The following is a 16,606-nucleotide window of genomic DNA, read 5'->3' on the forward strand; positions in this document are numbered from 1 at the left end:
CGAGCTGCTAGCCCCGCTGACGCACCCGAGCGTTCAGGTCGTCCGTCCGTCCGGCGCGGTGGAGTCGGTGCGGCTGGTGAGGCAGGCGGGGCGCTCCTTCTGTGCAGGGCTGGAGCTGCCCGCAGAGGGGGTCCACACAGTGGTGGTGAGCGCCGGCAAGGACGCGGCGCTGACGGTCGCGGGCGTGTTCCAGGTGCGCGTGGGGCCGGAGGCGCCAGCACCGTCCGAGCCTTCCACGGTAGAGGGAGCGCGGAACGAGGTCCTGTTGCGCATCAACGCCCTGCGCAAGGGCCAGGGCCTGACCGGGGTGAAGCGAGACGGGCTGCTGGAGCGGGTGGCCCAGGCCTATGCCGACCGCATGGCGCGTGAGGGCTTCTACGGCCCGCAGGCGCCGGATGGCACCACGCTGCGCGAGCGCCTGCTGGAGGGTGTCTCGGTGAGCTCTTCGGTGGCCGAGAACCTGGGGTGGGGCTCCGGGCCGCTCGCGGCGCACTTCGGCATCGAGCTGCTCTCCGAGTCGCGCCGAAACCTGCTCTCGCCGAAGCTGCGCCTGGTGGGCATCGGCCTGGCCTGGAAGCCTTCGAAGGAGGGGGGGCGCGAGGCGCTCGTCGTCGAGGTGATGGCGAGCGATTCACCCGTGCATCTCCAGGCTGGCAGCCCGGGCGAGGAGGCCTACCAGACGGTGGCGCGGCTGCGCGCGCTGCCGCGCGAGGCGAAGCGCCCTGCCCTCGTGCGCAGCCCGGTGCTGGTGTCCCTGGCGGCAGAGGTGGCCCGAAGCAATCACGCGCCTGGCGAGGTGGTCCACACCGCCCTGTACGAGCGAGCGATGAAGGTGCTCCCGGAGGCGCGCACGGTGGCCATCGAGCTCTACGAGGTGGCGGATGTGCTGAACCTGCCACGCGCCGCGGCGCAGGCGGACGCACCACCTCGCACGTGGGCGCGGCAGTGGTGCGCACCGAGGCTGGCAAGGGGGCGCCCACGTAACGGGTGGCCCTCGTCTACGCCGCCGGACCAACACCATATCGCGGATTGCCGCTCGACATGGTTTCATCAGTGGATACAACTGGATTGTTCAAGAAGAGGCACAGCCCGTCCCACAGTTTGAGCATGTGCTCAAGGGCCTTGCGAAACGCGCTGCCAGGGTCGGCTCGCTAGGCGATCGCCCACTGACAGATGCGCTCGACCAAGGGGGCCGACTGTCGTCGGACAGATACCTTCGATGAGCAGGCAGCAAGCGGTGACGTCCAGGACGTAGAGGTCATCGGCCGCAGTGGCACGGTAGCGAGCGACGGCGAGGGCGAATCCCGGATTCCCGCCACCACCACTTGCACGCCATGCTTACGGTTGATTAGCAACTTCCTCCATTCGTGCTGCACGTATGTCGCACGCGAGCGCCAGTGGCAAGGTCGTGTCAGCCAATCCGCCCCCTCCCGGCCGATGCCCGCCCACTTGCGGGCACGACGCAGCGGTCACTCCAGCTTGCCCGTCGCAAGCGGCTGCCGCAGGCCCGACAAGGGCCACTACCAAAGATTACCGCTCATCAAGCTTCTCTAGTTCGGCCTTTTTCCGCTCATCTTCCCGCTCACGAACTTCATTCCGTCGAAGGCGGGCAGCAAGCATCGCCGCCCAAGATCTAAATTGCTTCGGAAAGGTTTGTTCAGAAGCCCATCCCTCAAGCGCATGCGCCTGCTTGGCATAATGCTCAGAGACAGGACCCCAAAAAGTACCCGAGAGGAACTCAGCACTGAAAGCAGAAGCAAATGTGCTCGACGCGCCAAATCGCTCGAACATTGCCAATACCATGGGCAATGGAGCAGTAGGAACTATCATAGCCAGCACAGCTTGAGCTGGCTTGCCCTTATTCTGTGCCCACTCAAGGACAGCATCGACACCAAGTGCTTCGACTACCTCGGGCCCCAACAGCCTGACAACTCTCGGGTTGTACTCTTCTCCCACAACAGCATGCCCAAGACTTCTCATTGCCAGTTTCGAACCTACAGCAACAATGCACTCCTTGAAGACTTCAACAGCTTCATCATCAAACGCAATCCAATCATGCTTGTTTACGTTATCAAGCAGCATTGCCCCGATTTCAAAGGCACGTTTGGGCAGCGCGGCTCTCGCAACCTTGGCCCATTGGTGCGAACTGTGCCGCGGAACTCCCAGTCCTCTCTCAGTAAGTTCAAGCAGCAAATCACTATCCAACGACACCTTGCCATGAATAGCCATGCGTGCCGCATCAAGCGCAACTTCAACGCCCTCTGAACTATGCTCCAAGAGTGCACGCATAAGGACAGTCAAACCAACCTTATCAACGCGCGACGTCCATCCACCCAATTGAATTCCTGCGAGCCAACTGGGTGCAATCTGATGACGTCTGATGCGTTCACCAACATCTTCAAGAATGGCGCGACTGGGCTCAATCCCTGGAAGTGTCCGGCTACCCACCTCTACAAAAAAGCGATCACCTGAGGATAGGAGAGACAGCAAGAACTCCTGCTCCTGTGAACGTGAATGAAGATTACCCGACAGGTAGATGGAAGCGACCCATGCCGCTCGACTGTTGCCCCTCTGCCGCATGACTGAGCCCCAGAGATTTCGGCCCACATCAGCTCGGCCAAGTTCATATGCAAATGGCCCTGAGTTTTGTGCCTGCTCTGAAAGCAAGATCGAGACAACCTGATCCCCTAGGTCAGAGACGAGAACACGCCGCGCAAGTTCTGCCAAGCCAGGCCGCTGCCGGAGGCCAAACTCGGAGTGTTCATTTTCAAGGAGATCCCAACCTCCCGTAGCAAATCTGACTTCAGTCAACAAATCACTTGGTAGTTCTGCATAGAGGCGCTTTACGTCCTCCATGGCTTCGGGAGTAACTCTCTTCGCATCCCACGCGATAGCATGCTCTAGTTCTTCACGAACGATTGGCAATCCAAGCCCAACCAAACGAAGCGCATTTAGCGCCTCCACATGCAAGCCAACCCACAGCAATGAGCGGAAGTTTTGCACGATCTGCTTTGCGGCATTTCCCCTGATAGAACTATCATCATCAGCCAATGCTGCGGAGACAAAGTCGAGCGCCTCCCTTTTCGCAGCAAGCTTTTCGCCAAGAGACCGCGGCCTCCAACTTTTGCGAAGGTCTCGACCAAGAGGGGAAACAATCCCAGTCTCCCGAATCTCCAATCCCGACGCCACGGCATTAACCAGCAAGCGTCGAACTGGAACAACTCCTCTAGCAAAAAACTCCCGTGCAGTCTCGACTCGCTCTACATATGAAACCTGAGTCGGAGCGAGATGAATCAAGAATACCGCCTCAATCGATCCAGTTGCATTGTTGGCAACACCCGGTTCGGCCTCATCACATGCAAGGCGAAGCATTTGCTCAAAGGCGAAGCGGAACCAATCCGGATGCCACAGAAGTTCAAGCAGCAGATAGACGAGAGCACGGCGGACTGACACAGGGACATCGTTTATTTCAACTAACCGGCCCCATCGCTCAACCAAGGCCGCCGTACTAGATGTCGCAACCCGCGCAAGGCGGCAAACAGCACGGGCCACATGCTCATTCTCAAGCGATCGTATCTCGGCGAACGTGGGACTATCAAGAACGAGTTGCCCAACCAAGTGTTGAGCTCTTTGAACTCCCTCATCGACAAACCTATTCAGGCGTGGCGCGGCCAAGTTCAAGAGTTCGGGAGGCGCCCCTTGGAGCATACGCAGCGTAGCATCAAATGAATCACGAAGAAGAACAGTAACGAGCCAGTCTTGCAGCAACTCTGGGGTCACATAGCAGTACGGTTCCGCACGTGAAACGAATCCTCTTCTTTCTGCCTCACCGCGAACGAAATCCGCGTCGACTCGCGAAACGCCAAGCCTGCGTGCCACGTATTCAAACTGCTGTGCGACTTCGCCCGAGAAGCCGACTCTGGTGAACAGTGCCATCATCTTGAAAAGCTTGAGACTCTCATCGCCCCTGAGAACAACGCGCAAGTAATCGGAGACAAGTCGCTTTTCATCCAAGCGTTCAAGACGCTCGTTGTCAGCACTGGCTATCGCATCGGCTAGCAGCAAGGCAAGCTTGACATAGCCTCCCGTCTTCAGCGCGACCCATGCTGCTCTCTCTGGTGGCATAGACGGGTGCTTTGCGAGCAGGACTCTTTCAACCGATGGCGAATCGAGTCGTTTGACAGCGATAACAGTTGTCTCTGGCCCGTATGTCCCTTCTGTCTCGTCTTCAATATGACCAATTGAAATCAGCCGTACCCTATCGAAGACATGTCCGAATGCAGACACCAGTTCTCGCAATTCGGCATCGCGGCACTCATCGACAACGAGAATGCACTCCCAATCGCTACTTGCAGCCTGCGCGAGAAATCCCCCTGGGATGGCGTTTTTGCCGGGGGCGTAGAGAACAACAGGGAGAATCTCGGCAATGCGAAGTGCTTCCAGAACAAGCCGCGTCTTGCCTATCCCAGGAGACCCTAGAACTCGAATATTACTAGCGCGAGTCGTGCTGGGTGCTCTCAGCCACTCCATGATTTGACGCATTTGCTCGGTTCGACCGCTCGACGCTTGGAACTCGGTGTCGTGCGGGTATTCCTTCGACCATTCTATCCCAGCCTTCATGCTTCCGAATGCGTCGGCCGAACCTGTCAGAGCAGCGACCAATCGAGCGATACTTGGATAACGCCGTGCGTGTTCCTCCAAGCTTGACTGACCTACAAAAACCGCACGTTCTGTCTTCGCAACCTTCTTGAGGTCTTCTCTAACGCGAACTTGTCCACTGGCTGTATTGGGCTGTTGCGCTACAAGAATGTAACTACCGTTGATTTTCAGCGCCTTCTGGACAGCCGACTTCTTAATTTCTCTTCTGATTTGCTCAAGTGTAGGTGCACGCTTTTCAGCCTTAAGTTGCCAGATAGCTACTCCTTCCGGAATCAACTTGGATGCTCGCGACGAAGAAGGAGGAACAGAGGTGCAGAAGTAAGTTGTAACTGCATCTGCTCCTTGGTCGGCAGCCTTCATTTCATCGCCGAAAGTCGCCTCTCCACTCGTGAATGATGTGTCATTTCTCTCACACCTGATCAGCGCCTTCACGAACTCCTTGAATTGCTCTTCAGGTAAATTGGCAATATCAGCGGCTCGCACCATAAACGGAACCCGATAGGCAGCCTTCTGTAACCCTCCACCTTGAGAAGCAGACCTCACTGCACCACGCTGATTTGCCGCCTGTATATCTCCGCGACTCCTCCTTCTCGAACGCGGCTTTGCCTTGCCGATGGCTCTCTTGGCAGTCTTCTTGGCGGCTTTGGCAGTCTTCTTGGCGGCTTTCGTCGCAGTCTTCTTCGTCGTCACGGCTGTTCCCGACTTCTCGCTGGCTGCTAGCTCAGTTAACGTACTAGCCATCAATGACTTTGTCGGCTCTCTAATGGTCAGGAATTCCGCAATTCAGACCTTCGCCTGATGTTTGCGCCCCACTCATCATTAGAGTGAACAATGCACACCAAGGTATATTCATTTTGCTCGAACAAATTGGACCGACTCCTGTCACTATGCCTGCTCGCCCCACCAGAAATTCCCTCCCCTCACAGTGGCTGTGTCTCTTTGAGAGCTGCGGCCGCCTCGCTCGTCACTTCATCTTTGCTGGCCTTCGAGAGCTCCAGGCTCCGCAGAACGAGCGCCTTCAAAGCCCAGATTTGCGCGATGTTATCGATGTAGACGCGTGAGACCCCAAACGTGGAGGGAGCCTCTTCAATCACGAAACCGGAAACGAGCTGCTTTGCTTCCTCTGCAGGCACCCATGTAACGATGCTCTTGCGCCTAGCGTTGCTGAAGAAGCGCAAGAACCACTTGGTGGGCTTGCGGTAGGAGATATTGAAGTAGCCCGTCGTGTCCCTGTAGAGGATCTCTTCCGGGTTGGTGCCCCCTTTGCCGCAGATGTCCCGAATGAGGCCGAAGAAGTCGAGTTCCTCCTGAGTCGTCTCGATGGCCATGCGCTGCTTCTCTTCAGCAGGAGTCGCTTTTGCATCCTCGAACGGTTTTGCTGATTCGAGCTTGATGACGTTCTGGGGCAGTTCCCCCGATGTCTCGGTTGTCTCGCGTAGGCGCTGGATGCGCTCCTTGAGCTTGTCGAGAAAGTCGTCGCCCATGACACGGAGCAGAGCGGGTTCGATCGCTTCCTTCGCGACCTCGCCGAGCCGGGTCATCACCGCGCCCGTCCGCTTTCCTTTGTAGACCTCCTCCGTCAACCACCGCATGAAGCCCTCGTTCTCGGCAGGAGCCTTCAGGGCCGCCGCGAGCCTGTCGATCATCGCCTGGCGGTAGCGGCTGTTCTCCGCATCCGTCACCAGGGTCTCGGCATTGAAGGAATCCCGGCTGAACTTTGAGAGGAACTTCGCCACTTTGGACCAGTCGGTCTTGGTGTCCTCCAGAGAGAAGCTGAAGAAGGGTTCGCGATCCATCTGGTTCGGGTTTTCGAGATCACCGAAGAAGAGGTAGTGACACCCATCCGTAATTATCCCGAAATGGAGATCCGCCATCTGCGCGATGTACCGGGCCAGTTGTTGCGACTTGGCCATCAGGTCCGTGCCGAGTGGCTTCGTCTCGATCACCATCAAAGGCTTGGTGCCTGCCTGATCGAAGATGGCGAAGTCCATCCGGTCCTGCAGGCGCTTCCCATCTCCCTGGGTGAACTCCGCCGCGTATTCGAGGCGAACTTCCTTGGGAGTATTGGGGTCGTAGCCAAGCAACCTGATGAAGGGGACCACCAGCGCCATCTTGGCGGTCTCTTCGTTGGTGATGTACTCCCGGTTCTCGTTGAATCGCTTGACCAGATCGAGCAACTGGTTGGCTTCCATTCTATACCTCCATAGGAACCTTGGGAGGTCCCCCCATTGAGCTGCTTGAGCTTACACCAGAAAGCGCGGGACCTCGCGTGCTCGGACACGAGTTCACCGCCACCGAGCGAGCAGACCGAGGCCTCGACAGAACCTCTCGGGTGGAGAGATGGCTTGGAGGATCACGAAGTATATGCGGATAGAAGTCAGTGAGCCCTGGTAAACCGGGGAACCCAGGCCGCTCGCGCTTGGAAGCGGATTGACCCATCCACGGAGGGGTACATGGGGCTGCTGGACAAGATGATCGGCCATGCCGACGTCAACGCGAAGTCGTCCTACAACCTGGAGCGATTCCTGAGCGAGGGCGAGACGGTGCTGGCCGTGTTCCGCTTCGCTCGTGACGAGATCGCCGTGACGACCAACGGCATCTTCACCGTCGACGTCCAGGGCATCTTCGGCGGGAAGAAGGAGTACAAGTACTTCCCCCTCAAGGGCGTGAAGTACGTCGCCTACGAGAGCGCCGGCACCTTCGATACCGACGCCGACATCAAGATCGGTGTCGATGGCAACACCGAGCTCGTCAACAACGTCGCGGTCAACAAGCCGCTGTCCTTCAAGATCCCCAAGTCCCAGGCGGCCGAGGGCGAGCGCTTCTTCAAGCTGCTGAAGGCTGCCCTGGACGCCTGAGCGCACAGGTTGAGTCATTCCGAGCAACTTCTTGCACCTGGAGGGAGGCGCCTGTGCCCAGGCAACTGCCCTGCCAGGGAGGAGCCCTGTGAGCGGACCGGTTCCCAACTGGTATGACAAGCAGACCAGTACGGACAAGTTGCGCCCGGCACGAGGGCGGACCGGACGCGGGGGCAGACTCGAGCGCTCTGCCCGTTTCAGGTGGCGCAGCCCTGGCAGACGTCGCGAAAGGACTTCTTCGAGCCTGCTCAGGGCCGCACGGAGCGCAGCAGCGCGTTGCCCGAGTCCGCCACGTAGAGCGTTCCGTCCGGCCCCACCGCCAGTCCCGCCGGCAGGACGAAGTCCGCGTTCTGCCCATCCCCGTCCCGAGCGCCGAACCGTCCCGAGCCCGCCAGCGTCGTCACCTCGCGGGCCTTGCCGTCGGACCGGAAGAGGATGCGCCGGATGCGGTAGTTGCCAGGGTCCGCCACCGCCAGCGAGCCATCCTCCAGCAGCGCGATGCCCAGGTACGGCAGCATCTGCGACGTGGCCGGCGCGCCATCCGCGTACCCCGGCGTGGTGCCCGCCACCGTGGAGACGATGCCGTTCTTCAGCTCCACCACGCGCGCCATGCCCGTCTCCACGATGTAGAGCGTGCCGTCCGTCTTCGACACCAGCGCCGACGGCCGGTAGAGCCACTTGTCCGCCTGCAGCGTCGTCACCGGGTTGCCCGGCGCCACCAGATCGATCCGGCGGATGAGGCCGTTGGTCATGTCCGCCACCAGCAACGCTCCGTCCGGCGCGATCGTCAGACCCGCGGGCTGGTTGAAGCGCGCGCTCGTGGCGAGCCCGTCCGACGAGCCCGCCTGCCCCAGCGCCCCGGCGAACACCGTCGCCGTGCCATCCCAGCTGATGCGGCGGATGCAGTGCTGGTCCGTGTCCGAGACATAGATGTTGCCCGAGGCATCGACGGCGGCTCCCATCGGACCGTCGAGCCCCGTCAGCACCGTCTGGATGTCTCCCATGGAGGACACGCGCTTGACCGAGTCCGAGAGCGCGTCCGCCACCACCCACCCGCCGTCAGGCAGAACCGCCACGGCGACCGGCGCGCCGAGCTGCCCCAGGCCCGCGGGCCCGTCGATGCCGCCCTTCAGCCCCGCCTGGCCGGCCACCGTCTGCACGCGGCTCGCGAAGGGCCCCTGCGGCACCGGAGGCCTCGGCGGGGGGAACTGCACCAGGTTGGAAGGCACGGAGCGCCCCAGCGCCCGGTAGAGGACGTTGGCCACGATGCGCGCGGCGCGTGGATCCGCGGCCTGCGCGTCCGACAGCGTGTGCACGAAGTCGATGCCGCCCGAGGAGAAGACCCACGCATCGCCCTGCTTGCGCAGCACCATCTGCCCGATGCCGAACGCACCCTGCAGCGAGAGGCCAGGAGACTCGGCCAGCACCTGCAGCCCCTGCGGCGACTGGCCGTTGTTGACGATCTCGTCCAGCTCGTAGCCGTTGGCCATCCAGATGGTGTCGCCCGCGCGGAAGCCCGTGCCCGCCATGGCCCAGTGGTTCGGGTCGGTGATGACCAGCGGGAACGAGAACTGGTGCCAGCGGCTGTTGAACATCACGCCGAAGAGCTTGTTCTCCGGCCGCGACACCGGCGCATCGCGGAACTTCACCGTCCGCAGCGGGCTCTGCGCCCCCACCGGATCGCGCACATCGCCCTTGTAGCAGGTGACGATGCGGCGGGGCCGGCCGTCCTTGGCCGGATCCAGGCGCACCTGCCAGTAGGCCTGGTTGGCGCCCAGGTTGATCAGCGAGCGGCCCTCCGCCACAGCCCGGTCCACCCGGTCGCGGATCGTCCCGGTCCAGTACTCGTCATGGCCCGACATGAAGATGGCCTTCGCGCCGCTGAAGAAGTCCCGCGCGTCGACGTCCTCGTTCGTGGCGTAGCCCACGTCCAGCCCCTGCGCCTCCAGCCACGTGACCAGGCTGAGATCGTCCATCAGCAGATGTCCGGCGCCATGGCCTCGGTAGTAGGGACGGTCATAGGAGGACTGGAACGCCCGGCTCACGCCGTACTTGCGCTTCATCACTCCGAGCTTGTCGTCATAGAGGCTCGTGCCTCCCCACACGTTGTACGCGGCCCACGTGGCCGTGGGGATGATCGCCACCACCTCCGAGCGCGGCCTGGCGTCACGCACGAAGAAGGGCACGTACCGCTCGTAGCCGTCCTCGCGCACCAGCTTCACCAGGTAGACGCCGCGCACCCAGTCGGCCTTCGTCTCGATCTCGATGGTGGGCGCCCACTGGCAGGCCACCACGCCCGTGCTCTCGTCGATGGGGCACTCCGGCTGACGCGGCGCCCGGAGCGGGCCTCCACGGGCCAGCTCCCGAGCGCCCTTACCGCCGTAGTGGCCCAGCCGGTACACGTACCAGCGGAAGTTGCGCGCCTCGGGCACGTTGACCGCCACTGGGACGCGCTGCCCCTGCGTCACCGTGGCCACGAGCGGATAGCCCTCGATCTCCCTGCCATTGGCACCGCGCCGGATGCGCCAGTCCTCGGTCCCCGAGCGCTGGTTCTCCTTGCGCACGGCGTCGGCGTCGGGCTCGGGCAGGGGCTGCTCCGGCGTGCCGCCATCCGGCTTCGGGGGAGGGTTCTCGGTTCCCCCATCTCCCGACTCCGGAGGCAGACCCGCGTCCGGATCGCCCGAGAGGGGCGGCGTCTCGCTCTTGCCTTCGGAGGGAGGCGGCCGGCTGGTGCGGTCCTGGCAGCCCGCAAGCCCCAGCAGGCACAGCACGATGATTCCCAGTCCCCAGCACCGCCTTGCCTGCCCCATTCCGCCCTCCGCCGGTCGACGAGTTCCGACGGTAAGCACGTGCCACGGGATCGGAAGCGCCGTGTCATGGAAAGCCCCCAGCGCTCAACACTCCACCCCCTCGTTCCGTCAGGAGATGGAGACGCGGCTACCCAGAAGGGGCACTGCCGTCACGCGCCGAGGAACTCGCGGTGCAGGCGAGCGGTGAGGGGCTTCAGGTACGCCTTGTCCACCAGCAGGGAGAGCTGGAGCGGCGAGGTGTGGACCGCATGCACCCGAGCCCCCAGCTCCTCCGCGGCCAGCAGGGCCCGGCGCAGGTACGCCCAGTCCGCGTTGATGCCCGCCCCCACGCAGGTGACGGTGCCCACCTGTTCCTGGAGCGACACATCCTGGCCGAAGCGCGTGGCCAGATCCTGCCTCACCGCCTCCAGCCCGTGGATGTCCTGCAGCGGCACCGCCAGGTAGCTCCTCGGCTCCCGCCCGAGCAGCCCGTCGAAGCTCAGCGCCCTGCCCCGCACGCCTCGGGCGTCCAGGAACTCCAGCAGCTCCGGCAGCCGCACCCGCTCCGAGGACGCCGACAGCACCGCCATCTCCTGCTCCGCCGTCACACCCTTGACGCGCGTGTCGGAGGGGACCGTCAGCTCCTGAACGGCCGTGCCCGTGCCCTGCGCATGCGCGGTGCGCGCGAGGATGACGATGCCCTTGGCCTTGGCGAACTCCACCGCCTGGGCGTTGAGCACCTTGGCGCCCGCGCTGGCCAGCTCCTGCATCTCGTCATAGGAGAGCGTCTCCAGCTTGCGCGCGTCCGGCACCACCCGCGGGTCCGCGGAGAAGATGCCGTCCACGTCGGAGTAGATCTCACACGCCTCCGCCTCGAGCGCCGCGGCCAGCGCCACCGCCGTGGTGTCCGAGCCGCCACGCCCCAGCGTCGTCACCTCCTTCTTATAGGAGACGCCCTGGTAGCCGGCGACGATGACGACCTTGCCCCGGTCCAGCTCCTCGAAGACGCGGAAGGGGCGCACCTCGACGATGCGGGCTTGCGAGTGCGTGTCATTGGTGATGATGCCGCTCTGGCTGCCGGTGAAGCTGATGGCCGGCACGCCCTGCTCCTGGAGCGCCATGGAGAGCAGCGCCATGGAGATGCGCTCGCCGCACGTCAGCAGCATGTCCAGCTCGCGCCGGGGCGGATCGGGCGACACCTGCTTGGCCAGCGAGAGCAGCTCGTCCGTGGTGTCTCCCATGGCGGAGACCACGACGACCACCTGGTAGCCCGCCTCGCGCCTGGCCTTCACGCGCTGGGCGACCTTGCGAATCTTCTCCACATCGGCGACCGAGGAGCCGCCGTACTTCTGGACCACGATGGGCATAAACGCCTCGTAACTCAGGTTGGGTGCGTCCGGAAAACCACACCATGAGTCCTTCATGCAGGACGCTGGCCAACCGGACACGCGGGGTTGTCAGGTGAGCGGTCGCCTCCTTGACAGCTCGATCCCCCCCTTTATATTCGCGCGCCGATTCCCAGGCCGTCAGAGGGAGCTGTCCTCCCACGGCCGGCGGCCTTTGGTCGAAGACTTCCGGGCTGGAGGCTTCCCATGGCGATGATCGAGGTCCAGAACCTCACGAAGAAGTACCGGGAGCGGAGCGCCATCGAGGGCCTCTCCTTCAGCGTCAACGAGGGGGAGATCCTCGGCTTCCTGGGCCCCAACGGGGCGGGCAAGTCCACGACGATGAAGATCCTCACCGGGTTCCTGCCCCCGTCCTCGGGCACGGCGAAGGTGGCGGGCTTCGACGTCTTCGAGCAGCCGCTGGAGGTGAAGCGGCGCATCGGGTACCTGCCAGAGACGCCGCCGCTCTACCCGGAGATGACGGTGCGCGGCTACCTGAAGTTCGTCGCCTCGCTCAAGCGGCTGCCGGGGCGCGGGCTCAAGGCAGAGGTGGACCGGGTGGCCGGGCTCACCGGGGTGGCGGACGTCATGGACCGCGTCATCCAGAACCTCTCCAAGGGCTTCAAGCAGCGCGTGGGCATCGCGCAGGCCCTGCTGGGCGCGCCGCCGGTGCTCATCCTCGACGAGCCCACCGAGGGGTTGGACCCTTCTCAGCGCGCCGACGTGCGCGGCCTCATCAAGGGGCTGGCCGGCAAGCACACCCTCATCCTCTCCACGCACATCCTGCCGGAGGTGACGATGACGTGTGAGAAGGTGCTCATCATCAACCAGGGGAAGATGGTCGCCTACGACGAGATCCGGAAGCTGGCCTCGGTGCACGGCCAGTCCGAGAACGTCTCGCTCGAGGAGATCTTCATCAAGCTGACGGCCGCCTGAGCCGCCCTCCCCCACGACTTCCCGAGAGGACTCCACATGCGCACCGCGCTGGCGATCGCCCGCAAGGAGCTGTCCATCTACTTCACCACCCCGTGGGCCTACGCGGTCTTCACGGCGATGGTGGGCATCTCGTCGTTCTTCTTCATGGGCCTGCTGCAGACGTTCAAGGACGTGCAGGAGATGGCCCAGGCGTTCGGCTGGGGGCAGATGCCGCCGGACACCGTGGCCTACCGCAACCTCACGGACGGCGTCGTCGTGCAATTGTGGGGCGTCATCCTCATCGTCACACTCTTCGTGGCACCGTTCCTCTCCATGCGGCTGTTCGCCGAGGAGAAGCGCAACAAGACGTTCGAGCTGCTGATGACCACGCCGGTGAGCCCGCTGGAGCTGGTGCTGGGCAAGTACCTGGGCGGGCTGGGCATCATCGGCGCGACGCTGGGGCTGACGATCGTCTTCCCGCTCATGCTGTCTGCGTTCGGGTCCAGCGCCTCCGGCACGGTGCTGGAGTGGCCCACGGTGCTGCTGGGCTACGGCGCGGTGCTGCTGTGGGGCGCCACGTGCATGGCGGTGGGGATGTTCATCTCCTCGCTCACCGAGAGCCAGATGGTGGCCGCGCTGCTCACCTTCGCGGTGATGCTGCCGTGGATGCTGCTGCGCGGGCTGGCGCAGAGCGCGGAGGAGCCCGTGCGCTCCTTCATCAACTACCTGGCCTTCGACGCGCAGCTGTCCAACCTGCTCAAGGGCGTGCTGGACCTGAAGGCGCTGGTGTTCTTCTTCTCCGTCATCCTCTTCTCGCTGCTGCTCACCCACCGCACGGTGGAAGCACAGCGCTGGGCCTAGCCCCTCCGCGAGGAACCCATGAGAACCTCCTCCGTCGGAAAGATCCTCGGCGCGCTCGGGCTGATGTTCCTGCTGTCCAGCCCGTTCACCCTCTTCTTCACCTCGGGCTCGGTGGCGCTCACGGCCGCCAAGGCGGTGGCCGGGCTGGTGCTGCTGGGCGTGTACTTCGCCACCCATTTCCAGCAGTTCGGCCAAGTCGCCACGCGCCGCTCCAGCTTCTTCTTCGGCACCTCGGTGCTGCTGGGCGTGGTGACGCTGGGCGGGCTGGTGGCCGTCAACTACATCGCCTTCAAGAAGAACAAGAGCTGGGATCTGACGAGGGCGAAGCTCTTCACCCTGGCGCCGCAGACGAGCACCACGCTCGGCGGCCTGAAGGAGAAGGTGCACGCCCTGGCCTTCCTGCCGCCCAGCCACCCCTACTACGACACCGTGGAGCAGCTGTTCCGCCTCTATCAGGCCGAGGCCCCCGAGAAGTTCGGCTACGCCTTCAAGGATCCGCAGCGGAACCCGGACCTGGCGGCGAAGTACCAGCTCAAGGAGGGTCAGGCGACGGTGGTGCTCGTGCGCGGCGAGGGCGCCAGCGCGTCCCACACCACGCTCAACACCATCTCCGAGCAGGAGCTGACCAACGCCCTCATCAAGCTCAACGCGGTGGGCACCCAGAAGGTCTACTTCCTCACCGGACACGGCGAGTGGCCGCTGGAGTCCGAGCCCCCCGCCCCCGGTCAGCCGAGCGACAGCCTCTCGGAGCTCCGCAAGCAGCTGCTCCAGGAGGGCTACACCGCCGACGAGCTGAACCTGGCCGGCCAGAAGGAGGTGCCGAGAGACGCCGCGCTGGTGATCATCGCCGGGGCGAAGACGCCCTACACGCCGCCGGAGGTGGAGGCGCTGCGCCAGTACCTGGCGGCGGGCGGGAGGATGCTCTACTTCGCGGAGGCCAGCGTCGAGCCGAAGCTGGACACGCTCCTGGCCGAGTACGGCGTGGAGGTGGACAAGGGCATCGCCGCGGACCCGCAGTTCAACAGCGGCAACCCCTATGTCCTCGTCTCCATGTTCTACGGCGAGCACGAGCTGACGCGGCCGCTGCGCCAGCGCAAGCTCAACCTCGAGTTCCCCACGGCGCGCAGCCTCACGGTGCTCCGCCAGGGCATGGCCCCGGGGGTGACGGCCCAGGCCGTGGTGCTCACCTCGCCCTTTGCGTGGGTAGAGACGACGCCGGATGCGGACGCCACGCCCTCGGATGGAGAGAAGTCCGGCCAGCTCACCCTGGTGGCCGCCGCCATGCGGGACACGAAGAGCGCCCAGGACAAGCGCTTCGACGAGGCGCGCGTGGTGGTGGTGGGTGACTCGGAGATCCTCCTGGATCCCAACTGGGGCCACGAGGCCAACCGCAACCTGGTGCTCAACGCCCTGGGCTGGGCGACGAACCAGGTGGAGAAGATCACCATCCGCCCGCCGGACCGGGAGGTCTCCACGCTGGAGATCGATCGGGACATGCTGGACAACATCCGCTTCGTGTCCACGGACCTGCTGCCCCTGTCCCTCCTGGGCGTGGGGCTGGCCATCTGGCTGTCGAGGCGAAACAAGTGAAGCAGACCGAAAAGAGCCTGATCACCCTGCTCGCCGTCACCCTCGCCGCGGGAGGGCTCGGCCTGTACGCGTACTTCGGCGTGAAGAAGCCGGAGGAGGCGCAGGTCCAGCGCAAGGAGCAGTCCGAGAAGATCTTCGCCACGAGCACGCCGGACGAGAAGCCCGGGAGCGCCAGCACCGCGGCGCCCGTCTTCACGCAGCTCACCGTGCAGGCCCAAGGCGTCACCGCGACGCTGGAGCGCCAGGGAGACACCTGGCGCCTGACCTCGCCCGTGTCGGGCAAGGCGGACAAGTGGGTCGTGGACAACATCACCCAGCAGCTCCAGTCCGCGAAGTTCAAGGCCACCGTCGAGGAGGCTCCCACCGACGCGGACCTGGAGAAGTACGGCCTCAAGACGCCCGTCTTCTCGGTGACGGCGAAGGCCTACGTCCCGGATGCCTCCGGCGGCGGCAAGGACGACCCGGCCCGCCAGCGCACGGTGACGCTGCATGGAGGCATCGAGAACACCTTCGACGGCTCCGTGTACGTGCGGCGCGATGGGGACCCGCGCGTGTACTCGGCGGACGGCTCGGTGCGCTACGCGCTGGAGAAGGACCTTTACGCGCTGCGTGACAAGGAGGTTCTCGGCCTCGACGAGGCCTCGCTGAAGGCCGTGGAGGTGACGGCGAAGGCGAACAGCTATGCGCTGGAGCGCGGGGCGGACGGGGCCTGGCGGCTGACGAAGCCCACGGCGGTGGCGGCGGACGCGGACCGCCTGAAGCTGATGCTCCAGTCGCTGCGCGAGCAGCGGGCGCTCTCCTTCCCCACGGACTCGCCGGCGGAGCGCACGAGGCTGGGCCTGGACAAGCCCGTGGCGGATGCGCGCTTCACGCTCAAGGAGGGCGAGCCGGTGCGCGTGCGGCTCTCCCAGGCGAAAGAGGGAGCGGCCACGAAGACGTACGCGCTGCGCGAGCAGGGCTCGGAGGCGACGCTCGCGGAGGTGCCCGAGGCCGCGCTCACCGCGCTGGACGTGGGGCTGCCGGAGCTGCGGACCAAGCTGCTGCTGACCTTCAAGCGCGAGGACGTGAAGCGCCTCGTCTTCCACGCGGGCGCGGGTGGCGCTCCCCTCACGCTGGCCAACACGAAGCCGGACTCGAACGCCCTGGACGGCTGGCAGGTGGAGTCTCCCAAGGCGGGCAAGGCCCAGTCGGTGAAGGTGGCCTCGCTGCTCAACACCCTGGGCAACCTGAAGGCTTCCACCCTCGGAGAAGCCAACCCGAGGAAGTGGGAGCAGTACGGCATCACCGACACCTCTCGCGGCGTGTCGCTGCAGGACGCGAGCGGCAAGGAGCTGGCGCGGCTGTGGATCGGCTCGGCGGTGCCCGGCAAGGAAGGCTCCGTCTACGTCCGGGGCTCCAGCAACCAGGTGGCAGAGGTGGAGCAGGTCCGCCTCTCCAATCTCCCCGAGCGTCCCGAGGACGTGCTGGAGGGCTCCTCCCCCGCTGCCACGGATGGTGGCAGCGCCTCGGATGGCGGAGCTCCCCTGGCTCAGCCCTGACTTCTCGCGCC

Annotated in this window: 10 protein-coding genes; 6 read left to right on the plus strand and 4 right to left on the minus strand. The window is 64.1% G+C overall.

Translation table 11 applies throughout. The features are described from left to right. The first annotated feature begins 67 nt into the window (after window positions 1–67). Complete coding sequence (locus tag KY572_RS29085) at window positions 68–1,105, plus strand: CAP domain-containing protein (protein WP_224246490.1); 1,038 nt, start codon at window positions 68–70, stop codon at window positions 1,103–1,105. 425 nt (window positions 1,106–1,530) lie between these two features. Here the strand turns inward: KY572_RS29085 and KY572_RS29090 are convergent, their stop codons facing one another. Further along, window positions 1,531–5,349 carry a P-loop NTPase family protein gene (locus KY572_RS29090; RefSeq protein WP_224246255.1) on the minus strand — a complete coding sequence of 1,273 codons (3,819 nt, stop codon included), beginning with the start codon at window positions 5,347–5,349 and terminating at the stop codon, window positions 1,531–1,533. A gap of 230 nt (window positions 5,350–5,579) precedes the next feature. After that, on the minus strand, window positions 5,580–6,851 hold the full coding sequence (locus tag KY572_RS29095; RefSeq protein WP_224246256.1) for a type I restriction enzyme HsdR N-terminal domain-containing protein: 1,272 nt from the start codon (window positions 6,849–6,851) through the stop codon (window positions 5,580–5,582). A gap of 261 nt (window positions 6,852–7,112) precedes the next feature. Here KY572_RS29095 and KY572_RS29100 point away from each other — a divergent pair, with 261 nt between their 5' ends. Next, on the plus strand, window positions 7,113–7,517 hold the full coding sequence (locus tag KY572_RS29100) for a PH domain-containing protein (RefSeq protein ID WP_224246257.1): 405 nt from the start codon (window positions 7,113–7,115) through the stop codon (window positions 7,515–7,517). A gap of 248 nt (window positions 7,518–7,765) precedes the next feature. Here KY572_RS29100 and KY572_RS29105 read toward each other — a convergent pair whose 3' ends face one another. Further along, window positions 7,766–10,327 (minus strand): N,N-dimethylformamidase beta subunit family domain-containing protein, encoded by a 2,562-nt coding sequence (locus KY572_RS29105; protein ID WP_224246258.1) that lies wholly within the window; start codon window positions 10,325–10,327, stop codon window positions 7,766–7,768. Between the two features lie 149 nt (window positions 10,328–10,476). Beyond that, window positions 10,477–11,673 carry an aspartate kinase gene (locus tag KY572_RS29110; protein WP_224246259.1) on the minus strand — a complete coding sequence of 399 codons (1,197 nt, stop codon included), beginning with the start codon at window positions 11,671–11,673 and terminating at the stop codon, window positions 10,477–10,479. Between the two features lie 225 nt (window positions 11,674–11,898). Here KY572_RS29110 and KY572_RS29115 point away from each other — a divergent pair, with 225 nt between their 5' ends. Genes KY572_RS29115 through KY572_RS29130 form a run of 4 tightly spaced genes read left to right on the plus strand, consistent with a single transcriptional unit; the run spans window position 11,899 to window position 16,595 of the window. Next, entirely contained in the window at window positions 11,899–12,627 is a 729-nt protein-coding gene (locus tag KY572_RS29115) for an ABC transporter ATP-binding protein (protein WP_224246260.1), read from the plus strand. Between the two features lie 36 nt (window positions 12,628–12,663). Continuing rightward, complete coding sequence (locus tag KY572_RS29120; protein WP_224246261.1) at window positions 12,664–13,467, plus strand: ABC transporter permease; 804 nt, start codon at window positions 12,664–12,666, stop codon at window positions 13,465–13,467. An 18-nt stretch (window positions 13,468–13,485) separates the two neighbouring features. Beyond that, window positions 13,486–15,057 (plus strand): GldG family protein, encoded by a 1,572-nt coding sequence (locus tag KY572_RS29125; protein ID WP_224246262.1) that lies wholly within the window; start codon window positions 13,486–13,488, stop codon window positions 15,055–15,057. After that, window positions 15,054–16,595: a DUF4340 domain-containing protein gene (locus KY572_RS29130; RefSeq protein ID WP_224246263.1), complete on the plus strand. Its 1,542-nt coding sequence runs from the start codon at window positions 15,054–15,056 to the stop codon at window positions 16,593–16,595. The genes KY572_RS29125 and KY572_RS29130 overlap by 4 nt, the downstream gene beginning before the upstream one ends. Window positions 16,596–16,606 lie beyond the last annotated feature (11 nt).

It is taken from the genome of Hyalangium gracile, from assembly GCF_020103725.1.
Classification (GTDB): Bacteria; Myxococcota; Myxococcia; order Myxococcales; family Myxococcaceae; genus Hyalangium; species Hyalangium gracile.

Bases quoted from the DNA above. Each gene is read 5' to 3' on its own strand.
- KY572_RS29115 (WP_224246260.1), top strand. From the start codon at position 11,899: ATGGCGATGATCGAGGTCCAGAACCTCACGAAGAAGTACCGGGAGCGG.
- KY572_RS29100 (WP_224246257.1), top strand. From the start codon at position 7,113: ATGGGGCTGCTGGACAAGATGATCGGCCATGCCGACGTCAACGCGAAG.
- KY572_RS29095 (WP_224246256.1), bottom strand. From the start codon at position 6,851: ATGGAAGCCAACCAGTTGCTCGATCTGGTCAAGCGATTCAACGAGAAC.
- KY572_RS29125 (WP_224246262.1), top strand. From the start codon at position 13,486: ATGAGAACCTCCTCCGTCGGAAAGATCCTCGGCGCGCTCGGGCTGATG.
- KY572_RS29105 (WP_224246258.1), bottom strand. From the start codon at position 10,327: ATGGGGCAGGCAAGGCGGTGCTGGGGACTGGGAATCATCGTGCTGTGC.
- KY572_RS29110 (WP_224246259.1), bottom strand. From the start codon at position 11,673: ATGCCCATCGTGGTCCAGAAGTACGGCGGCTCCTCGGTCGCCGATGTG.
- KY572_RS29120 (WP_224246261.1), top strand. From the start codon at position 12,664: ATGCGCACCGCGCTGGCGATCGCCCGCAAGGAGCTGTCCATCTACTTC.